The 19,361-nt window shown below is 58.5% G+C and carries 19 protein-coding genes; 9 read left to right on the top strand and 10 right to left on the bottom strand.

The genetic code is table 11. The annotated features are described in order from the left end of the window. Position 1 precedes the first annotated feature (1 nt). From QEZ52_RS17825 to QEZ52_RS17815, 3 genes are read right to left on the bottom strand one after another with little or no spacing between them, the layout of a single operon-like run. The gene (locus QEZ52_RS17825; RefSeq protein ID WP_406645823.1) at positions 2-541 is read right to left on the bottom strand and encodes a rod shape-determining protein MreD; all 540 of its coding nucleotides are present in this window, start codon (positions 539-541) and stop codon (positions 2-4) included. Continuing rightward, on the bottom strand, positions 534-1,463 hold the full coding sequence (mreC, locus tag QEZ52_RS17820) for a rod shape-determining protein MreC (protein ID WP_406645822.1): 930 nt from the start codon (positions 1,461-1,463) through the stop codon (positions 534-536). The genes QEZ52_RS17825 and mreC overlap by 8 nt, the downstream gene beginning before the upstream one ends. Positions 1,464-1,507: 44 nt before the next feature. After that, complete coding sequence (locus QEZ52_RS17815) at positions 1,508-2,548, bottom strand: rod shape-determining protein (protein ID WP_406645821.1); 1,041 nt, start codon at positions 2,546-2,548, stop codon at positions 1,508-1,510. A 231-nt stretch (positions 2,549-2,779) separates the two neighbouring features. Between QEZ52_RS17815 and QEZ52_RS17810 the strand changes: the two genes are divergently transcribed. Then, positions 2,780-3,556, top strand: a complete 777-nt coding sequence (locus QEZ52_RS17810) for a 23S rRNA (adenine(2030)-N(6))-methyltransferase RlmJ (RefSeq protein WP_406645820.1) — start codon at positions 2,780-2,782, stop codon at positions 3,554-3,556. Positions 3,557-3,633: 77 nt separating this feature from the next. Here the strand turns inward: QEZ52_RS17810 and QEZ52_RS17805 are convergent, their stop codons facing one another. Further along, positions 3,634-5,208: a 2-isopropylmalate synthase gene (locus tag QEZ52_RS17805; protein WP_406645819.1), complete on the bottom strand. Its 1,575-nt coding sequence runs from the start codon at positions 5,206-5,208 to the stop codon at positions 3,634-3,636. Between the two features lie 401 nt (positions 5,209-5,609). Between QEZ52_RS17805 and QEZ52_RS17800 the strand changes: the two genes are divergently transcribed. Both QEZ52_RS17800 and QEZ52_RS17795 read left to right on the top strand, forming a co-directional pair. Then, entirely contained in the window at positions 5,610-6,242 is a 633-nt protein-coding gene (locus QEZ52_RS17800) for a LysE family translocator (RefSeq protein ID WP_406645818.1), read from the top strand. Then, positions 6,239-6,691, top strand: coding sequence for an Lrp/AsnC family transcriptional regulator (locus QEZ52_RS17795; RefSeq protein ID WP_406645817.1), 453 nt, complete (start codon positions 6,239-6,241; stop codon positions 6,689-6,691). The genes QEZ52_RS17800 and QEZ52_RS17795 overlap by 4 nt, the downstream gene beginning before the upstream one ends. Positions 6,692-6,704: 13 nt before the next feature. Here the strand turns inward: QEZ52_RS17795 and QEZ52_RS17790 are convergent, their stop codons facing one another. Next, a complete protein-coding gene (locus QEZ52_RS17790) occupies positions 6,705-7,286 on the bottom strand; it encodes a helix-turn-helix domain-containing protein (RefSeq protein WP_406645816.1) in 582 nt (193 codons plus the stop codon). A gap of 115 nt (positions 7,287-7,401) precedes the next feature. Between QEZ52_RS17790 and QEZ52_RS17785 the strand changes: the two genes are divergently transcribed. Then, positions 7,402-8,598: an MFS transporter gene (locus QEZ52_RS17785; RefSeq protein WP_406645815.1), complete on the top strand. Its 1,197-nt coding sequence runs from the start codon at positions 7,402-7,404 to the stop codon at positions 8,596-8,598. An 11-nt stretch (positions 8,599-8,609) separates the two neighbouring features. Here the strand turns inward: QEZ52_RS17785 and QEZ52_RS17780 are convergent, their stop codons facing one another. Next, positions 8,610-10,007 carry an MORN repeat-containing protein gene (locus QEZ52_RS17780; protein WP_406645814.1) on the bottom strand — a complete coding sequence of 466 codons (1,398 nt, stop codon included), beginning with the start codon at positions 10,005-10,007 and terminating at the stop codon, positions 8,610-8,612. A 177-nt stretch (positions 10,008-10,184) separates the two neighbouring features. Between QEZ52_RS17780 and QEZ52_RS17775 the strand changes: the two genes are divergently transcribed. Then, a complete protein-coding gene (locus QEZ52_RS17775) occupies positions 10,185-11,843 on the top strand; it encodes an NAD+ synthase (protein WP_406645813.1) in 1,659 nt (552 codons plus the stop codon). A gap of 102 nt (positions 11,844-11,945) precedes the next feature. Then, a complete protein-coding gene (locus QEZ52_RS17770; protein WP_406645812.1) occupies positions 11,946-13,274 on the top strand; it encodes an NAD(P)/FAD-dependent oxidoreductase in 1,329 nt (442 codons plus the stop codon). A 51-nt stretch (positions 13,275-13,325) separates the two neighbouring features. Here QEZ52_RS17770 and QEZ52_RS17765 read toward each other — a convergent pair whose 3' ends face one another. Beyond that, the gene (locus QEZ52_RS17765) at positions 13,326-14,258 is read right to left on the bottom strand and encodes an MBL fold metallo-hydrolase (RefSeq protein ID WP_406645811.1); all 933 of its coding nucleotides are present in this window, start codon (positions 14,256-14,258) and stop codon (positions 13,326-13,328) included. 111 nt (positions 14,259-14,369) lie between these two features. Here QEZ52_RS17765 and QEZ52_RS17760 point away from each other — a divergent pair, with 111 nt between their 5' ends. Beyond that, positions 14,370-14,819 carry a DUF1801 domain-containing protein gene (locus QEZ52_RS17760; RefSeq protein WP_406645810.1) on the top strand — a complete coding sequence of 150 codons (450 nt, stop codon included), beginning with the start codon at positions 14,370-14,372 and terminating at the stop codon, positions 14,817-14,819. Positions 14,820-14,940: 121 nt separating this feature from the next. Here the strand turns inward: QEZ52_RS17760 and QEZ52_RS17755 are convergent, their stop codons facing one another. Then, positions 14,941-15,753, bottom strand: coding sequence for a cysteine hydrolase (locus QEZ52_RS17755; RefSeq protein ID WP_406645809.1), 813 nt, complete (start codon positions 15,751-15,753; stop codon positions 14,941-14,943). A 123-nt stretch (positions 15,754-15,876) separates the two neighbouring features. Here QEZ52_RS17755 and QEZ52_RS17750 point away from each other — a divergent pair, with 123 nt between their 5' ends. Next, positions 15,877-16,788 carry an AraC family transcriptional regulator gene (locus QEZ52_RS17750; protein ID WP_406645808.1) on the top strand — a complete coding sequence of 304 codons (912 nt, stop codon included), beginning with the start codon at positions 15,877-15,879 and terminating at the stop codon, positions 16,786-16,788. 12 nt (positions 16,789-16,800) lie between these two features. Here QEZ52_RS17750 and gltX read toward each other — a convergent pair whose 3' ends face one another. Both gltX and QEZ52_RS17740 read right to left on the bottom strand, forming a co-directional pair. After that, positions 16,801-18,126 carry a glutamate--tRNA ligase gene (gene gltX / locus QEZ52_RS17745; protein WP_406645807.1) on the bottom strand — a complete coding sequence of 442 codons (1,326 nt, stop codon included), beginning with the start codon at positions 18,124-18,126 and terminating at the stop codon, positions 16,801-16,803. 75 nt (positions 18,127-18,201) lie between these two features. Next, positions 18,202-18,771 (bottom strand): gamma-glutamylcyclotransferase family protein, encoded by a 570-nt coding sequence (locus QEZ52_RS17740; RefSeq protein WP_406645806.1) that lies wholly within the window; start codon positions 18,769-18,771, stop codon positions 18,202-18,204. A 108-nt stretch (positions 18,772-18,879) separates the two neighbouring features. Between QEZ52_RS17740 and QEZ52_RS17735 the strand changes: the two genes are divergently transcribed. Continuing rightward, the gene (locus QEZ52_RS17735; protein WP_406645805.1) at positions 18,880-19,326 is read left to right on the top strand and encodes an Rrf2 family transcriptional regulator; all 447 of its coding nucleotides are present in this window, start codon (positions 18,880-18,882) and stop codon (positions 19,324-19,326) included. Positions 19,327-19,361 lie beyond the last annotated feature (35 nt).

The following is a 19,361-nucleotide window of genomic DNA, read 5'->3' as shown; positions in this document are numbered from 1 at the left end:
CTCATCTCAATCCGCCCTGAGCATCTGTTTCCGACGGGCTTAGCTTGCGAACACCCAACAGGAAGTGACTGAACAAAACCACGCCGGGATAGGCCGCGATACTCATCAACATCTGGATCAAAATAGGACCCAACGCGGCCTGATCCACCCCCATTAAGGTCAGGATCAGGCGGTTGAGCACGGTGATCGCCGCGATAGCCAATGCCACGGACAGCCATTCGCCGACAAAACTGGCATCGCGCAGCCCCGCAGTTTGACGACGCAGGTATTCGCTGCCCAACACCACCAGCATAGCCAACAGGCCGGGTGGGCGATGAAACAAAAGGTCGGCCATCAACATCACACCAGCCACGAGCAGAACGGGCACATAATCAGGTCGCCGCATTCCCCAGGCAAAGACCAGGCAGATCAGCAGATCAGGTGCAGGCCAACGGGCGGGCAGGGTGGTCAGGGGCAACAGATGAAAGAAGATCACCAACATGCACAGGGTCAGAAAAACGCTTTGCATCAGCCAGTTGCGTGATGTCATCAGCTCAGCCATTTCCGGTTCCCGTGGGCGCATCACCGGTTGTTTCAGGGCGTTGCTCCGGTGATGGAACTGCGGTGTCAGGCGCAACCACATTGCCAGGGTCGGTGACGGATTCGATACCGTGATGACGCAGAACGCGCAGGAATTCGAGCCTCTCGAAATCGGCCGACAGGCGCACCCGCAACCGACCTGAGGGATCGGCAGCCACCTGGCCAATCAAAAGGCCGGCTGGAAAGACATCACCGTCGCCTGATGTCGTGACCCTGTCACCGGGGCGCACCAGATCCTTGTTTTCCAAGAAGTCTATGACTGGTGCCGCAGTATTGTCCCCGGCGATCAAGGCTGTTTGCCCGGAGGGCTGAATGAGCGCAGGAACAGAGCTGGCTGCATCGGTCAACAATACGACCCTGGCCGTATCGCGCCCTGTGCCGGAAATCCGACCAACCAACCCGATCCCATCCATCGCGGCCCACCCATCCCGGATGCCATCGCGGGCCCCGACGTTCAGGAGAACGGATTGACGGAATGGAGAGCCGCTGTCGGCCATCACCACCCCGGTGATAAATGTCAGCCGTGGATCCAGGCGCACGTTGTTCAGATCCAGCAGGCGCGCGTTTTCCTGTTCCAACTGAAGCGCCGCTTCTTTCCATGCCCGCATTTGACGCAACTCGGACCGCAATTCGCGGTTCTGTTCGGCAAGCCGTTGATAGGACTGAAAATCACGAATCAGATTTATGATCCCGGTGACCGGGGCCATGGCCCAATCCATATTGGGCACGACAGTGTCGATGACCTGTGCGCGGAACCGTTCGACCCGTGGGCTATCAATCCGCCACACGACAAAGATCGCGGCAAGACACAAGCAAAGCACCCCGATCAGCAAACGGCGCAGCGGGGTTGCATAGTCTTCTCGCTGTGAGCGGTCCTTGGCCACGAGGCTCCTTTCGACGCGATCAGTCAGCCCGAAGGGTGCGCGTCTTAGCTGTCGTAGTCAATTGCGTGGCGCAGCTGCTTTTCGTACTCCAGCGCTTTGCCAGTGCCAAGCGCCACACAGTTCAGCGATTCATCAGCAATCGAAACGGCCAAACCGGTTGACTCGCGCAGGGCCAGATCCAGATCCCCCAGCAACGCGCCCCCGCCTGTCAACATGACGCCGCGATCTACGATGTCGGCGGCCAGATCGGGCGGTGTGGTTTCCAGCGCGGTCATAACGGCTTCGCAGATCTGTTGAACCGGTTCGGCCAGCGCTTCGGCGACCTGGGCCTGGGAAATTTCGATTTCCTTGGGTACGCCGTTCAACAGGTCACGGCCACGGATCTGCATCGATTGACCACGGCCATCATCGGGCATCCGCGCGGTGCCGATCGAGGTCTTGATGCGTTCGGCGGTGGATTCCCCAACCAACAGGTTCTGCTGGCGGCGCAGATAGGAAATGATTGCTTCGTCCATACGGTCGCCGCCAACGCGGACTGACCGGGCGTAAACGATGTCGCCCAGCGACAGAACCGCAACTTCGGTGGTCCCGCCGCCGATATCGACAACCATGTTACCGGTTGGATCGGTGATTGGCATGCCGGCACCAATTGCAGCAGCAATGGGTTCTGCGATCAAACCGGCGCGACGCGCACCTGCCGAGAGAACCGATTGACGGATTGCACGTTTTTCAACGGGAGTCGCGCCGTGGGGGACACAGACGATGATCTTGGGTTTGGAAAAGGTCGACCGTTTATGCACCTTGCGAATGAAATGCTTGATCATCTCTTCGGCGGTATCGAAATCGGCAATCACACCTTCGCGCATTGGGCGGATGGCTTCGATGGAACCGGGGGTGCGCCCCAGCATCATCTTGGCATCTTCACCAACAGCCAGAACCTTTTTGACGCCGTCCTTGACGTGGTAGGCAACAACCGATGGTTCAGACAGAATGATACCCCGGCCTTTGACATATACGAGGGTGTTTGCAGTCCCAAGGTCAATGGCCATGTCAGACGTAAAAAGACCGCCCAGTTTTCCCAGCATGAGGTTTCCGATCCCAGAGATGTTAGGTTTGGGCCCGCGATTCTGTCCCCACGAAGCGGTCCGTCGTCCTTATAGGCACCAGAGGGGAAATGGGGAAGGCCTTGGCGGACGTAAATCGGCGTCAATCCGCCGGAAAACGGGCCGGTTGTTCGCCCCGAGGGACATCTTCACCCTTGCGTCATCTCCAGTCCCGGGCGATGACCCCCGTTAGGACGGAACAGCGGGGCGGCCATGCTGAGTTATCAACATATTTTCCATGCCGGAAATCTTGCAGATGTGCACAAACATGCGCTGTTGTGCGTGATGCTGCAGTATCTGACGGCCAAACCCAAACCTCTCAGCTATATCGAGACCCACGCGGGGCGCGGCTTGTATTTTCTGGATGCGCCCGAGGCATTAAAAACCGGCGAGGCTGCTGGCGGGATCTCTGCGGTTCGCGACTGGTTCGATATTGACCATCCCTACCGAAGGGCATTGACCCAGGTGAGCGCGACGCATGGAGAGGCTGCCTATCCTGGGTCACCGATGTTGGCGCGGTATCTGTTGCGTGACATCGACCGGTTGCATCTGGCCGAATTGCACCCCGGGGAAAACGCAGCATTGACCCGGGCGATGGCCCGCCAGGCCAAAGTTCATTTGCAGGACGGGTTCGACATGGCCCACGCGATCTGTCCCCCGGATCCGCGTCGCGGGGTTTTGCTGATTGACCCCAGTTACGAGATCAAAAGCGACTATGATCGCATTCCGGGGATCATCGCGAAACTGCATCGCAAATGGAATGTGGGTGTTATCGCCTTGTGGTATCCTGTGCTGTCCTCTGCGGCACATGACGGGATGATCGATTCGCTCACTGCGCTGAACCTGCCCAAAGTCCTGCATTCTCAGGTCCGCTTTCCACCGGCGCGCGATGGGCATCGGATGGTGGGATCGGGGCTGTTCGTCGTCAATGCCCCCTATGGGCTGGAGGCCGAGGCCAAGCGGCTGTCAGGGTTGTTCAAAACCCTCTAAGTCTCTGCTGTTTGGGCGAAATGCAAAAGAGGCACCCAGTGGTGCCTCTCCTTTAGCTTCAAGATCTGCGAGGATCGTCAGGTGACATCCTTGTAGGAAATCTCACGCGTATCGGCACCCGGACCTGCCTTTTCGCGGCGCACCAACAGGCGGTTCAATGCGTTGACATAGGCCTTGGCCGACGCAACGACCGTGTCGGTGTTGGCGGATTGTCCGGTGGCGATCATGCCGTCTTCTTCCAGCCGGACAGACACGGTGGCCTGTGCGTCGGTGCCTTCGGTGACGGCCTGTACCTGGTACAGCTGCAGGCGCGCCTTGTTCGGGTGCAGTTCGCGGATTGCCTTGAAGGTCGCGTCCACCGGGCCGTCACCATGGGCGGTTGCCGTGACATCTGCGCCGTCAATTTCCATTTCCACGGTGGATTCGGCAGGACCGCCAGTGCCACAGACCACTTTCATCGACACAACTTGCAGCCTGTCGGCTTCGGCGTTTTCACCCGAATGCATCAGAGCGATGATATCGTCGTCAAACACTTCCTTTTTTCGATCAGCCAGCTCTTTGAACCGGATGAACACGTCCTTGAGCTGGTTGTCGCCGACCTCGTATCCGAGATGGTTCAGCTTGTCGCGCAGCGCCGCGCGTCCAGAATGTTTGCCCAGCGGAAGCGAGGTGCCCGAAAGGCCCACGTCCTCGGGGCGCATGATCTCAAAGTTCTCGGGGTTCTTCAGCATCCCGTCCTGGTGGATGCCGGATTCATGGGCAAAGGCATTCTTGCCCACAATCGCCTTGTTGAACTGGACGTTGAAACCGGACACGGTCGCCACCCGCCGCGAGATATGCATGATCTTGCGTGTGTCGATATTTGTGTGCCACGGCATGATGTCATTGCGGACCTTCAGCGCCATCACCACCTCTTCGAGCGCGGTATTTCCGGCGCGTTCACCAAGCCCGTTGATGGTGCATTCGATCTGACGCGCGCCCCCGGCCACGGCCGCCAGCGAATTCGCTGTCGCCATGCCCAGGTCGTTGTGACAATGGGTGGCAAAAATCACGTCGTCGGCACCGGGCACGGTTTCGATCAATCGTTTGATCAGATCGGCGCTTTCGACCGGGGCGGTATAGCCGACGGTGTCCGGGATGTTGATGGTGCTGGCACCCGCCTTGATGGCGATTTCCACCACACGGCACAGGTAATCCCATTCGGTGCGGGTCGCGTCCATGGGTGACCACTGCACGTTTTCACACAGGTTTCGCGCATGGGTTACGGTTTCGTGGATTTTGTCGGCCATCTCATCCTTGGTCAGGTTGGGAATGGCGCGGTGCAGCGGTGAGGTGCCGATGAAGGTATGAATGCGGTTCTTTTCCGCGTGTTTGATCGCGTCCCAGCAGCGATCAATGTCGGCGATATTGGCGCGGGCCAGGCCACAGATCCGGCTGTTTACTGCTTGTGCTGCGATCTCGGATACCGCGCGGAAATCGCCTTCGGAGGCGATCGGGAAACCCGCTTCGATAATGTCCACACCCATGTCATCGAGCAGCCCGGCAATTTCGAGCTTTTCGTCATGGGTCATGGTTGCGCCCGGGCTTTGTTCGCCGTCACGCAGGGTGGTATCGAAGATCACGACGCGATCTTTTTCAATTGAATTGGTCATTTTGGTGTCTTTCGTAGCTGTCCTAAAACCTCTTGGCGCGCGAGCGTCTCCTCTGAGCGGGCGCGCCGAAAGGGCACGCTCAGAGGCGGGTTAGGATCAGTAGGCCGCGCAAAGCCGCGCCGCGAATAGCGGCGTTTGTGGCAGGGATATGTGCGCAGGTGATCATGGAGCGGATTTATACATGCGTTGGCGGGAATGGAAAGGGCGAATTTGGGCTGGTCTCTGGGTCGGGTCGGTTGGCGACCTTGTGATGGGCTGGAAGGTAGGGGTGCAATTTTTGCAGGAAATTTGTGATTTTTCCTGTAGATGTGGAAAGAAGAGGGGAAAATTGCAGATATTTGTGTTATATACCGCAAAAATGTTGGTATAGCTGCAGTGGTATTGCAAATCGGGAGAAGCTGGTGGATCTGAGTCTTTGGTTGGCGTTTGTTGCTGCTGCAATGGCCTTGTTGATCATTCCGGGGCCCACGATTCTGTTGGTCATAAGCTATGCGCTTAGCCAGGGTCGTCGGGTGGCCGTTGCTTCGGCGGCGGGGGTTGCCTTGGGTGATTTCATCGCTATGTCGGCGTCGTTGGCGGGATTGGGCGCGGTTGTGTTGACCTCGGCCAAGATGTTCCTTGTTTTGAAATGGGTCGGGGCGATCTATTTGGTTTATCTGGGAGTGAAGCTGTTCCGCAGCGCGCCCTCTGCAACCTTTGGGGAGCCTTTGGAAGCGGCGGTATTGCCTGCACGGGGCATCTTTGGCCATGCGGCGGCGGTGACGGCGTTGAACCCCAAATCAATCGTGTTCTTTATTGCCTTTGTCCCACAGTTCATCAACACAACCGTGCCGCTGCTGCCGCAATTCAGCGTGCTGATCGCGACCTTTGTCGGGCTCGCTGCGTTGAATGCGTTGGCCTATGCATTTCTGGCGGATGTCTTGCGGCAAAAGCTGGTGCGCCCAGCGGTCCTGCCTTGGCTGACCCGGATTGGGGGCGGTGTTCTGGTGGCGATGGGCGGCGCTGTCGCGGCCCTGCGGCGGGGGGCTGCATGATGGACGCGATCGACCAACAGATCGCTGAGATCTTGCAGACCAATGGGCGCGTTTCCAGTGCCGAGGTCGCCCAAGCCGTTGGTGTTTCCGTGTCGACTGCCAATGACCGGATCCGACGATTGCATACTGTTGGTATCGTTACCGAATGGCGCGGCGTTCTGGATCCTGCGCGGGTTGGCGCAGGCGTCTGTATCTTTGTACTGATCGATATGAAGTATGAAGGCGAGGAGCAGGCCTGTGCGGCGCTAAGGTCCTGCCCTGAGGTGCAAGAGTTGCACCATATCAGTGGCCCGCATTCCTATCTGATGAAACTGCGCGTGCGGGACATGCCCGCGCTTCAGGCGTTTCTCAAGAACACCGTAAAGCCGTTGCCCGCAGTGATCGGGACCGAAACTCTGATCTCTCTGGATACGCTCAAGGAAACGTCGGCGGTTCGGATTTCGGTATGAGACGTCTGCAGGGTTAGTAGTGTGGCGGTGTCACCGCCCAAACCATGATTGTCTTGCCCGGGCCAGGATTATAATAGCGATGCGGTTCGGTTGACGGGAATTGCACTGTATCTCCTGCCCTAAGGTGGATGACACGTTCACCAACAGTGACCTCCAGCTGTCCTTCGGCGATATAACCCGCCTCTTCACCGGTGTGGGAATACAGCTCGTCCCCAGATCCAGCGCCGGGTTCAAAGGTGGTCAACACCATTTCCAGTTGCCCGGACAATGAGGGGCTGATCAGTTCATCCTTGAGCCCTGAGTCAAACCGCAACGCGCGGCGGTGTTCGGCGCGCACCACCAGATCGGCGTCCGGGTCGTCCTGTTCGGGGGGCGCGGGAAAGAACCAGTTGATACCTACACCCAACGCTTTGCCGATCACATTCAGCGCCCGGATCGACGGGTCCGCGTCCTGGCGTTCCAGTTGAGACAGGTAACCCACAGACAATCCTGTCCTTTCGGCCAGACCTTTGAGAGTCAGTTTGCGCGCCTTGCGCAATTCGCGCATCCGGGCGCCAACGATGGTTTGGGTCTCACGGACCGAGTGTTGTGCCATTTCGCTTGACTCATCATAATTTTATGTCAAAAATTCAGATGAAGAGAGTATTCTGCATTGGTTTTCAGATAAAGCCCCGTTTCGGTGTTTCGGCGGGGAATTCAGGAGTTTTGTCATGTTGCGAAGCCGGTATTTCCAATCCTATGCCTTTTGGCATTGGGGCGAGGGGCTGCAGACGGTGTTGTTCACCTGGTACATGACCTTTCACGCCAACCTGTCAGCCAGCGAAATCGGGTTCTATCAGGCGTTGGTTTTGTCGCCTTTCCTGATCTTTGCCATCGCAGGCGGCGCGCTGAGCGATCGGATCGGGCCGGGTCGCAGCTATGTGGTGTCCACGGCCGTGTTTGCGGCGGTTCTGATCGGCTATGGGGCTGTGGATCATCACGTCGGTTTTGTGCCAGAGCTGTTTTTTCTTTATTGTGTGGCGGCCGGCATACTGAGCGCAATTTCGAACCCTGCCATTGATACCTTTATCCCGGGTGCGACGCCGCTGTCGGCTCAGCAAAACAGCCTATTGGCTGCCAATGCCCATAACATTGCCAAATTGTGCGGCACGCTGACCGGGTTGCTGCTTCCGGTGGTGTTGGCTGTCGGCGGGTTTGGGCTGAATGGTGGGCTGATGGCGCTGAGCGTGGTGTTTCTGATCCTGTTTCTGCGTGCGTCACCCGTCGGGCGTGGCCCGGCCCCAAGGAACCAGGATGGGGTCCGGGGGCGGACCCTGCGCCGGCTCGTTCATCATTATCGTGACTGCCCGCAGAATTTTGACATTCTGCTGTCCAGCGCGATGCTCGGGCTGCTGCTGGTGCCAGCGGGTTACATCCTGTGGCCCTTGATCCTGCGAGAGCGGTTTCCCGAACACGGAGATCTGATCGCTCTGGTCAATGTCTCCAGCTGGATTGGCGCAATCACCTGCACGGCTCTGGCACGCCGCTATTTGGGAACGACCCGGCGACCCGGGCAGGTTTCGTTGCTGGTGTGGTTTGCCTATGCGCTGCTGTTGGCGGCACTGTGTCTGGTTGGCAGCTTTGTCGCCATGTGCCTGATCGTGATGCTGATGGGCGGAGTCAAGTTGGGCAAGGCGATGGTCTATGGTCATTACCTTGAAAACAGTCCGGTGCCGGATCGGGCATTGCTGATCTCGGTCGATCAGACAGCGTTTTGGGGGCTGGCGACGCTGGGGACCTTTGGCATGGGGCGGATGGTGGATGTCATCGGGTTGGAGCCAACGATCCTGTGCACTGCCGGTGCCATTCTGATCTGTTTCTTGGGGTTGTCGGGGCGCGGACGTTTGCCGCGCCTGACCATGGCCTGATCTGTCGCGGGTCAGCTGCCGTCTGTCAGAGCCCCATTGTCCCATGTCCCGGTGTCTTCCTGTCCGGTGGCATACCGCATGGTGCCTTCGCCCTGGCGTTTGCCATTGCGGAACATGCCCTCGTAGACGTCACCATTGGCATAGGTCGCAACGCCTTGGCCCGAGATTTCCGCCTGGTCCCAGTTCCCCACATACCGGAACCCGTTGGCCATGACGATTTCTCCCTGGCCCTGGCGCTGACCATTGGCAAAACTGCCGGTATAGACCGACCCGTCTGCATAGGTGGCAACGCCTTGTCCGTGGCGTTGGCCTTCGACCCAACCACCTTCATAGCGGTAGCCATCAGTATAGGTAATGACACCCGTGCCATGGTATTGGGCACCACGGAACTCTCCCTTGTAAACGATCCCGTTTGCATAGACCGCCGTACCGGAGCCTTCGATCACTCCCGCAACCCAGTCCCCCTCAAAGCTGGAACCATCGGGATAGGTGACTTTGCCCGTGCCATCGGGCAAGTCATCGCGCACTTGTCCGACATAGACCGATCCGTCAGGGTAGGTAATCGTACCTTCGCCGCCGATCTGCCCGGCGAGCCATGTCCCGGAATAGACGTAGCCATCAGACCCGGTAAAAGTACCCTGGCCATGCCGCAGGTCATCCTGGAAGTCGCCTTCGTAGATATCGCCATTGGCATAGACCTGGCGCCCGACACCTTCGCGACGCCCAGCAACCAACGGTCCCACATATACGTCGCCATTGGCCTGTGTCAGGGTCCCATCGCCACTGATCTGACCATCCGCAAAGAAACCTTCGTAGGTCAGCCCGTCGGGGTAGGTGAGCTTGCCCTCTCCATGGCGCTTGCGGTTGCTGATGCCGCCTACGTAGGTTGATCCATCCGCGTAGGTGATGCTGGCCTGGCCTTCTTCTTTGCCTGCGACCCAGTCGCCGTTGTATTCATAGCCGCCCGGGCTTTGCATGATGCCCTTGCCATGGGGCTTGCCGTCCAGGAACTGACCTTCGTAGCGGACACCATTTGAGAAGATGTTGATCCCGTGACCGGTGGATACGCCTTCGACCCAATCGCCTTCATAGGCGCTGCCATCCGAATAGATCATCAACCCGGTGCCGTGGGCGCGGCCATTGTCGAATTCACCTTCGTACACGGATCCATTGGGATATCGGGCAACCCCGCGTCCCTTGATTTCGCCCTGATCCCAAGCGCCGGTATATTCAAACCCGTTCGGCAACCGATAGGTGCCGGTCCCGTGTTGCAACCCGCCTTTGAATTCACCCTCGTAGACGCCACCGATTTCATTCTGCGTCGTCAGTACCTGACCCTGCTGGGCCCAGGCCGTATTGCCCAGAGCCAATGCCGAAGTGACTGCCAATATTGTTGCGACCCGCACCATGTGTCCCCTGACTGCCTGAAAGCTCCGCTGTAGCTGCCAAATCGCGCGCGGTTGCTTTTTACTGTGCTAAAACTAGGCGAGCAGGCCGCGCGCCGCAATGTCTTTTGCCGCCCTGGTCTTTCCCTGCGGCCGGGATCTGCTAAATGGCTAGGAAATGTAATCAGGCACGAGGGCAGTATGGTCGATCGTTTCCGTGTGACTTTGGCACAATTGAACCCTGTGGTGGGCGACCTGTCCGGCAATGCCGCCAAGGCGCGCGAAGCCTGGAAGATGGGGCGGGATGCAGGTGCCGATCTGGTGGCGCTCAGCGAAATGTTCATCACGGGTTACAATGCGCAGGATCTGGTGCTGAAACCCGCCTTTCACCAGGCAGCAATGGCCGAGATCCAACACCTGGCAAAGGAGTGTGCCGACGGTCCTGCGTTGGCTATTGGGGGGCCGTGGGCAGAAGACGGGAAACTGTTTAACGCCTATTTTATTCTCAAAGGTGGCACGATCACCAGCAAGGTATTGAAACACCACCTGCCCAATGAGACCGTGTTCGACGAAATGCGCATATTTGATGTCGGCCCGTTGGGTGGACCGTATTCGGTTGCAGGCGTGCGCATCGGGTCTCCGATCTGCGAGGACAGCTGGCACGAAGATGTCGCAGAGACGCTGGAGGAAACCGGGGCCGAATTTTTGCTGATTCCCAACGGGTCTCCCTATTATCGCGACAAATATGATGTGCGCCTGAACCATATGGTGTCGCGGGTGATCGAAACCGGGCTGCCGTTGATCTATCTGAATATGGTTGGGGGGCAGGATGACCAGGTGTTTGACGGGGCGACTTTTGGCCTGAACCCCGGAGGTGAGCTGGCGTTTCGGATGCCTGTGTTCGACGAAATGATCCAGCATGTGGATCTGGAACGTGGGGATGCGGGGTGGCGCATTGTGCCACATGACATCGTTGCGCAACCGGATGCCTGGGAGCAGGATTATCGGGTCATAGTGCAGGCCCTGAGTGATTATATGGCCAAAACCGGCTTTACCAAGGTTTTGCTGGGCCTGTCGGGCGGGGTGGATTCCGCGCTTGTGGCGGCGATTGCTGTGGACGCACTGGGTGCTGAAAACGTCCGTTGCGTCATGCTGCCGTCTGAATACACCAGTACCGAGTCTCTGGAAGACGGCGAAGCGGTCGCCAAGGCGCTGGGCGTGCGGTATGACTATGTGCCGATCTCGGAAAGCCGCACGGCGGTGACCAATACGCTTGCCCCATTGTTCGAAGGCCTGGATCCGGGCCTGACAGAAGAGAATATCCAGTCCCGTCTGCGCGGCTTGCTGTTGATGGCATTGTCCAACAAGTTCGGCGAAATGCTGCTGACGACAGGCAACAAATCCGAAGTCGCAGTGGGATATGCCACGATCTATGGCGATATGAATGGTGGTTATAATCCGATCAAGGACCTGTACAAGACGCGGGTGTTTGAAACCTGTCGCTGGCGCAATGCCAATCACCGAAGCTGGATGAAAGGTCCGGCAGGCGAGGTGATCCACCCCAACGTGATCGACAAGGCACCCAGCGCTGAACTGCGCGACGATCAAAAGGACAGCGACAGCCTTCCTGACTATCCGGAGCTGGACGCGCTGCTGGAGATTCTGGTGGATCAGGACGGATCAATTGCCGATTGTGTGGCGGCGGGGTTCCGTCGCGAGACTGCCAAGCGGGTCGAAAATCTGTTGTACATCAGCGAATACAAACGCTTCCAATCGGCACCGGGTGCCCGGCTGACATCGCGCGCCTTTTGGCTGGATCGCCGATACCCGATTGCCAATCGTTGGCGCGATCCCGGCTGATCTGTGACCGATTTGTCCCGATTCCGGGACAAGTCGCAACCGCGTGTGCAGATGACGTGAACCGCGCTGGACGGCGCCTGTGGGATTTGGTCAAGTCCGCCCATGCCGGGACCTGCGCCAACCCCCTTCAAATCAGATCTGGCGCTGCCGAAATCCACCGATGTGGTGGTGATTGGCGGCGGGATCATTGGCGTTTCCACTGCTTTGGAGTTGTCGGAGCGGGGGCTGTCCGTCCTGTTGTGCGAAAAAGGACAGATTGCAGGCGAGCAAAGTTCACGCAATTGGGGGTGGGTGCGCATTTCGCGCCGGGACCCCCGCGAAATCCCGCTGATGGCCGAGGCTTTGCGGATCTGGGACGGGTTGGACGCCCGCATCGACGGCAACACCGGATACAGACGGTCGGGGATTCTGTTCACCGCCGATACCGAGCGCAAGGCGGCTTGGCTGGAAAGCTGGGCCGAACACCTTGGTCCCTTTGATCTGGAAGCGCGTATGGTTCGGGGCGGCGAGATGGACGCGCTGATGCCGGGTCATCAGATGAAGGTGCAAAGTGCCTTGTATACGCCGGTTGACGGGCGGGCTGAACCCCAATGGGCGGCCCCCGCCATAGCCGAAGGGGCGCGGGCGCAGGGGGCTACGATCATGACCAACTGTGCGGTCAGGTCTCTGGACTTTCAAGGTGGCAAACTGGCCGGGGTCGTGACCGAACGCGGTCGGGTGGCCTGTTCTGCGGTTGTTGTAGCCGGCGGCGCCTGGTCGCGGTTGTTCTGCGGCAATGCCGGGCTCCAGTTGCCACAGTTGAAAGTGTTGAACACGGTCATGCGCAGCGCCCCGGTACAGGGGCCGGAGGCTGCGGTGTGGGCCAATGGATTCGCCATGCGCAAACGGGTGGACGGCGGTTACACCGTCGCGGCAGGGACCGAGAACATCGTTGATCTGGTGCCGGATTCTTTCCGTTTGGGGTTGAGGTTTCTACCTGCGTTTCAGGCCGAATGGAGATCGCTGCGGTTTCGCCTGTCAGGACGTTGGCGCGAAGAGGCGGCACAGGCGCGCAGTTGGAGCCCCGATCAGGTCACGGATTTCGAAACTTGCCGGGTGTTGGATCCGGCCCCATCTCAAAAGGTGCTGCGATCCGGATGGGCCGCTGCACGACGGGCGTTTCCGGTGCTGAACGGCGTGGATGTGGTGCAAAGCTGGGCTGGGATGATTGATGTAACACCGGATGCCATCCCAGTGATTTCAGAGGTTGAGCATGTGCCGGGGCTGTTCCTGTCGACAGGCTATTCGGGGCATGGATTCGGTCTCGGACCTGCGGCGGGATGTCTGACGGCTGATCTGGTGATGGGTACAAAACCCATTGTGGATCCACACGCATTTCGCCTGTCACGGTTTACTGATGGTACTAAGGTGCGCCCGTTTGCGGGCATCTAGAAGGTCGTTGGGTCAAGACGTTTGCAAACGCCTTGACCCGGTATTGGGGGCTCAGCCCATCAGCTGATAGGAGACCGGCACATAGCGAAAACCCGCGTCATGGGTTTCAACAAATCCCGCAGCTGGGAAAGGCATGTGATATCCGATCATCGGTGTTTTGTCGGCGGCGAGCATTCCCAGCACCCTGCGCCGAGATTGGCTGGCTTGGTCTTTGTCCACGTCAAAGCTGAAGCCCCAGTCAGGACGGGCAAAAGACCAGACGTAGTGATTGGCCAGATCAGCGGTCAAAACCAGCTGTTGGCCGCCGCTTTCAAGCATATAGGCCATATGTCCCGGCGTGTGCCCAAACGCATTCAGGGCGGTGATCCCTGAAACAACCGCGCCACCATCATCGACAAAGCGGGTTTTTTCGGCCAGAGGAGTCATGTTTTTGGCGACGAGATCCCCAACACGATCACCGGCGTCCCGCTTTGACCAAAAGTTGTACTCGCCTGCGCCGGTTACATAGTCGGCGTTGGAGAACACCGGTTGGCCGTCCTTCATCAACCCACCGATGTGGTCAGGATGCATATGGGTAATCACGACGGTGTCAATGTCATCGGCACTGTGTCCGGACTGGGCCAGGGCCTTGCCCAATCCGCCAAGTCCCAGTCCGGTGTCGAACAGGATTTTCTGTTTTCCCGTGTCAACCAATGTCGGAGTGAAATAGAATTGGGTTCGGTCTGCGGGGACAAAATTGTCCTGAGAGAGGTCTTCGAATTCCTGATCGCTCGCATCTGGGGCAAACATTGCCTTGGGACCTTCGCGCATGGCGCTTCCGTCCAGCAAAGTGGTCAGGGTGAAGTCGCCAAGCTTGAAGCTGTGGGCGAGATGGGCAGCCGCCGCCGGTTTGTTGTTTTCGGCTGAAACACCTGAACCGGCTGCCGCCAGCGGAAGGGCCGCAGCGCTGGCGAGAACGGAACGTCGGGTTACGGAAATAGTCATTTTTTAAAAACTCCCTGTATGCTTGGGCAAAACATGGGGCAACTCTAAACCAAGTCCAGCGCGCAGCCCGCTCAAGTTAATGTGACAACGGCAGACTGTCCGGGCGAGAGCATGGGCAGTAGTCTTGCTGCCATGAGCACCAACAAGACCATTCCAACTGGGCAAAGTGTGTCAACTTTTCTGACGGCTGTCGTGCCCGAGCGACGGGCTTTGCAGGCGCGACAACTGGACGGTGTGTTTCAACGGGCAACCGGATTCGAGCCCCAGATGTGGGGCGAGTCAATCGTTGGTTACGGGCGCTATCACTATGTGTACAACAGCGGGCGGAGTGGAGATTTTCTGGCGACCGGCTTTGCTGTGCGCAAAGGTGCATTTTCGCTCTACATCATGCCGGGGTATCAGGACTATGGCGCGATCCTGTCCCGATTGGGCAAGCACAAGACGGGAAAGTCCTGTCTGTATGTGAACAAGCTGCAAGACATCGAATTGGATGTTCTGGAGGAGTTGATCCGGGCAGGGGTGCAAGATCTGGGGCGGATGTGGACAGTGTTCCCTGTCTGACCAGCCCATGATGCGCTCCCGCCCCTTGTGTCAGCATCAAAGATGCTGCCACAAGCGTTGGGCCGGGCATCGCCATGGGTGCAAGCCCCCCATGGCGATGCGGTCTGTGTGCGGGGCAGGATCACCCGGCTGCCAGCAGGCCTTGGACATGTTCGGTAGTCCAGAGCGCGTTTGCCATATAGCGGAAATTGATCAACGCGGCCTGGTATCCGTCGCCCTCAGGCAGTTTTGCGGCTGCGGTGGCGTCGCGGACCACAGCGACTTCGAAACCCTGCTCCAACAGTTCACGCATGTGGCTTTCGGTGCACAGATTGGCGGACATGCCTGCAAGGATCACCTGATCTATCCCACGTTTGCGCAATTGCAGCGATAGGTCATTGGTGTCATTTCCATAGACCTTGTGTGGCGATGTGACGATGGTTTTGCCGTCTTCGATGTATTGTTTGTACTGGGGCATCCAATCCGCACCCGAGCCGTCAAACCCGTCAAGATTCAGGGCCCCCTTGCGGTCGAACATGCCGATTTTGTGCATCAGCTTTTCCAGCGCGCCTTCGAACTTCCAGCCATGATCTGTCGGGTAATAGTAATGTGGCGATACAGCGACAGTGATCCCGGCGGCCTTGGCCGATTTGAACAGCCGTTCGATGTTGTCGACGGTGTCATGTTCGGTCACCGATGCGCCGACGACACCCCAGGTCACCCCATCAGGGTGCAGGAAGTCGATCTGGGGATCGGTCACCACCAGCGCCGCGCGGCTGAGGTCCAGCTTCATGTTGCTGGGGGGCAGGGCCGGGCTGGCCGGATCTGCATAGGGGTTCTCCTGTGCCTGAGCAGCTGTGGCTCCGGTCAGAGTGGCGGCTGCTGCGCCTGTGGCCAGCGCCCCCCGCAGGGCATCCCGACGGGTGAGTTTTCCGTGGTCATGATCATTGCACATTTTGGGTCTCCTGAGATGTGGATGCCACCAAGATGGTGGAGTCGATGTATCATTTGGTCCAGAAATGGTGCAAAAGCAGAGAAAGATGTATCATATCGTCCTGCCGTTGTGCCAAATGCCAGCATGGATACCGATTTCATACTAGATCGCATGCAGATCGACGCAGCCCCGTTTGCCCTGTGCGAATTGAACGGGCGCTGTGATCTGGGATTGGGGCAGGACAGCACGGCGACGTTGCATTACGTGCTGGCGGGAGAGGGGGAAATCGTGATTCCCGGACAGAAAACTCTTCCTGTGGCGCGCGGAAGTGTGGTGGTCATTCCGGCCTTGCGTTCGCATGTGCTGCGCAGTTTCGGAACCCGTGTTCAACCGGTTCCGGAGTGTCAGCCGGCCGGTTTGAACCTGGTGCATCTGGTGCATGGCAGCGCAGCCCAATCACCAGAAGGCGGGATGGTGGCCCTGTGTGCTCATATCACCTTGTCGCTGCGCGATTTGGGGAATGTGGTGGACCTGGTGCGCGAGCCAATCGTGGACGACGTGATCCGCAACCCGGATTTGGCGGCACCGGTAGAACAGATCCTGTCAGAAATCGCGGAGCCCAAGCTGGGAAGCCGGGCGATGATCCGTGCGTTGCTGTTGCAGGCCATGATCGGGCTGATGCGTCATCACATGGAACAGGCAGGGGCTGGTATGTCCTGGATGATGGCGCTGCGGGATGCGCGGCTGTGGCCGGTGCTGGCCGCAATGCTGGAGCGTCCGGGACAGGAGCATTCGCTGGACAGTCTGGCAACTCTGTCTGGGATGAGCCGGTCGAGCCTGGCCCAGCGGTTCGCCGATGCCTATGGCGCTGGACCGATGGAATTGTTGCGGGATCTGAGGATGCAAAAGGCAGCAGACCTGCTGCGCAACAGCGAAATGCCCGTCAAACGGATCAGCGCCGAGGTCGGGTTTCAAAGCCGGACCGCCTTTAGCCGGGCGTTTGTGGCGGCGACCGGTCAGTCGCCGCGCAGTTTTCGAAGTCAGTCACAAGACTGACCTGCGGTCGGTTCAGGATTTGGCCCGAACGACCTGCATCAAGGACATCAGCGTGCTCATGTCGGGGCCGCGTTCCATGCCGGTGACGGCTTTGCGCAGGGGCATGAACAAACCTTTGCCCTTGCGGCCGGTGGCCTCCTTGACAGCTTTGGTCCAGGTGCCCCAGGTATCGGCGTCATAGGGTCCTTCGGGCAGCAGGGACATGGCCTGGGCGATGAAGTCACGATCTTCGTCGTCAATCAGCGGGTCGGCCCCATCGCGGCACAGTTTGGACCAGGTTTCCAGATCTGCAAGCGTGGTGATGTTTTCCCGTGCCATGTCCCAGAAGGCCGCGGCACGGTCTGCGGGAACGCCCAGATCGTCGATCCAGGATTGCACTGCGTCCAGGGGCAGACCTTGCAAATAACGGGCGGTCAGCGGAAACAGGTCCTGAACGTCGAATTTGGTCGGGGCCGCGCCAAAACGGTTGATGTCAAACCCATCAATCAGTTCGGCCATGTCTGTGCGCAATTCAACCGGATCCGAAGACCCCAGCCGTGCCATCAACGACAGCAGAGCCATGGGCTGCACGCCCTGTTCGCGCAAATCGCGCAGCGCCAACGTGCCCAGACGTTTGGACAGCGCTTCGCCCTGGGGGCCAGTCAGCAGAGAGTGGTGGGCAAAGTTTGGCACGTTGCCACCCAATGCCTGGATGATCTGGATTTGGGTGGCGGTGTTGGTGACATGGTCCGATCCGCGCACAACATGGGTCACGCCCATGTCGGTGTCATCAACAACCGAAGCAATTGTGTACAGCACCTGGCCATCACCGCGGATCAGCACTGGATCAGAAACCGAAGCCGCATCGATCGAGATGTCGCCCAGAACGCCATCGTTCCATTCGATGCGCTGGTGATCCAGCTTGAACCGCCACACGCCGTTGCCGCGTTCGGCGCGCAAAGCAGCCTTTTCATCATCGCTCAGCGACAGAGCTGCGCGGTCATACACCGGCGGCTTGCCCATATTGAGCTGCTTTTTGCGCTTTAGGTCCAATTCAACCGGAGTTTCGAACGCCTCGTAAAACCGCGAGATGTCGCGCAGTTTATCGGCGGCATCGGCATAGCGGTCCAGTCGCTCGGATTGGCGTTCGACCCGATCCCATTGGATGCCCAACCATTCCAGATCCTGTTTGATCGCGTCGACGTATTCTTCCTTGGAACGTTCCGGGTCTGTGTCGTCGATGCGCAGAATGAATGTACCGCCGGCCTTGCGGGCGATCAGATAGTTCATCAGCGCGGTGCGCAGGTTGCCAACGTGGATATAGCCGGTGGGCGACGGGGCAAAACGGGTGGTGGTCATGAGCGGTCTCCTGTTGCCGCATCCCTTGTCACAGGCAGGTGGGATTGTCCAGTTTCTATGGGGAATCGGCGTGTTTCAGGCTTGGATGATCAGGTGCACACCGATGCGGGCAAGGTGGTCATCGACCATTGCAGTTTCGTCGGGGTTGAGGCGTTGATGGCGCGGATAGCGTGGAGCGGTCCGGTCATCAAGAAACGGGGCGTCCCACCCGTCGGTGGTGTCAAAGAAGTGCTGAACCCCGTCTTCGCCAAAGTGGCGCAGGTACCCCTGAATCACCACATCCAGATAGCTGAGCAAGACAGGATGTTCGGTGGTGCTTCCCTTGTGGCGTTCCTCGGGTACAGCATAGACCGAAATTTCTGGACTGTCTGGCAAAGCGTGGCTGATTGCCTGTGTTGCAGGGATCCGATCATACGCCCATTCGCGTTGATCGAGCGCCTGCCAATCGGCGTGAGGCACCTGTGCGATCATGCCGGCGATCTCGTGCCCGGGGGCAGGAACGGCTGTCAAAAAGGCGACCGGGCGCAGATCCGTGTGCCGCCAGGCGCGGCGCCATCCAGACAGGTGGGCAGGCTGCGGATCGGAGAAATCATGGGTTGCGGCATTCACCAGGCTGCCATAGCCAAAGAAATAAGGGTGTTCCAAGGGACGTTCCGGTCGATTTAGAAGATGAGCAATTGATATATGTCAAACAGCCAAATTGGGAAATGTGCAATACATCTTTGGAGTTGAATGGCGGAAGGCGCTGATACGATGCGTATTACCAAGAGAACCAACATAGCGATTCGATTGCTGATGTTCTGTGCAGCCAATGAAGACCGACTGGTCACCAAGGCGGAAATCGCGGAATGCTGCAATATTTCGGAGAACCATCTGGCGCAGGTGATCAACCAGCTGAGCCAGCTGGATTTTCTGCACACCCAAAGGGGTCGCAACGGTGGCATGAATCTTGCCCGGCCTGCGGATCAGATCCGGATTGGTGATGTGTTTCGGCACATCGAAGGCGGTTTGCCGATCGCCGAATGTTTTGCCGATGCAGATAATACCTGCCCGTTGACCGAAGCCTGCCGGTTGAAGCTGGCTTTGGCAGATGCTGCGCAGGCGTTTTACGCCTCGCTGGATGACATCACGCTCGAGGCGCTGGTCTGTGACAATCTGGATCTGATGCGGATCCTGCAACCGGTACAATGTGCCCGCTAAATCAAAGATCCACAGGCCTGCAATCCGGTATCAGC

It is taken from the genome of Aliisedimentitalea scapharcae (assembly GCF_045277565.1).
Classification (GTDB): Bacteria; Pseudomonadota; Alphaproteobacteria; order Rhodobacterales; family Rhodobacteraceae; genus Aliisedimentitalea; species Aliisedimentitalea scapharcae.
The sequence above is the reverse complement of the archived record's forward strand: the minus strand, read 5'-3'. Positions and strand labels throughout refer to the sequence as shown.

What these genes read in the sequence shown, in the direction of transcription:
- QEZ52_RS17825 (WP_406645823.1), bottom strand. Translation starts at nt 541, where the DNA reads ATGGCTGAGCTGATGACATCACGCAACTGGCTGATGCAAAGCGTTTTT.
- QEZ52_RS17815 (WP_406645821.1), bottom strand. Translation starts at nt 2,548, where the DNA reads ATGCTGGGAAAACTGGGCGGTCTTTTTACGTCTGACATGGCCATTGAC.
- QEZ52_RS17810 (WP_406645820.1), top strand. Translation starts at nt 2,780, where the DNA reads ATGCTGAGTTATCAACATATTTTCCATGCCGGAAATCTTGCAGATGTG.
- QEZ52_RS17805 (WP_406645819.1), bottom strand. Translation starts at nt 5,208, where the DNA reads ATGACCAATTCAATTGAAAAAGATCGCGTCGTGATCTTCGATACCACC.
- QEZ52_RS17795 (WP_406645817.1), top strand. Translation starts at nt 6,239, where the DNA reads ATGATGGACGCGATCGACCAACAGATCGCTGAGATCTTGCAGACCAAT.
- QEZ52_RS17790 (WP_406645816.1), bottom strand. Translation starts at nt 7,286, where the DNA reads ATGGCACAACACTCGGTCCGTGAGACCCAAACCATCGTTGGCGCCCGG.
- QEZ52_RS17785 (WP_406645815.1), top strand. Translation starts at nt 7,402, where the DNA reads ATGTTGCGAAGCCGGTATTTCCAATCCTATGCCTTTTGGCATTGGGGC.
- QEZ52_RS17780 (WP_406645814.1), bottom strand. Translation starts at nt 10,007, where the DNA reads ATGGTGCGGGTCGCAACAATATTGGCAGTCACTTCGGCATTGGCTCTG.
- QEZ52_RS17775 (WP_406645813.1), top strand. Translation starts at nt 10,185, where the DNA reads ATGGTCGATCGTTTCCGTGTGACTTTGGCACAATTGAACCCTGTGGTG.
- QEZ52_RS17770 (WP_406645812.1), top strand. Translation starts at nt 11,946, where the DNA reads ATGCCGGGACCTGCGCCAACCCCCTTCAAATCAGATCTGGCGCTGCCG.
- QEZ52_RS17765 (WP_406645811.1), bottom strand. Translation starts at nt 14,258, where the DNA reads ATGACTATTTCCGTAACCCGACGTTCCGTTCTCGCCAGCGCTGCGGCC.
- QEZ52_RS17760 (WP_406645810.1), top strand. Translation starts at nt 14,370, where the DNA reads ATGGGCAGTAGTCTTGCTGCCATGAGCACCAACAAGACCATTCCAACT.
- QEZ52_RS17755 (WP_406645809.1), bottom strand. Translation starts at nt 15,753, where the DNA reads ATGTGCAATGATCATGACCACGGAAAACTCACCCGTCGGGATGCCCTG.
- QEZ52_RS17750 (WP_406645808.1), top strand. Translation starts at nt 15,877, where the DNA reads ATGGATACCGATTTCATACTAGATCGCATGCAGATCGACGCAGCCCCG.
- gltX (WP_406645807.1), bottom strand. Translation starts at nt 18,126, where the DNA reads ATGACCACCACCCGTTTTGCCCCGTCGCCCACCGGCTATATCCACGTT.
- QEZ52_RS17735 (WP_406645805.1), top strand. Translation starts at nt 18,880, where the DNA reads ATGCGTATTACCAAGAGAACCAACATAGCGATTCGATTGCTGATGTTC.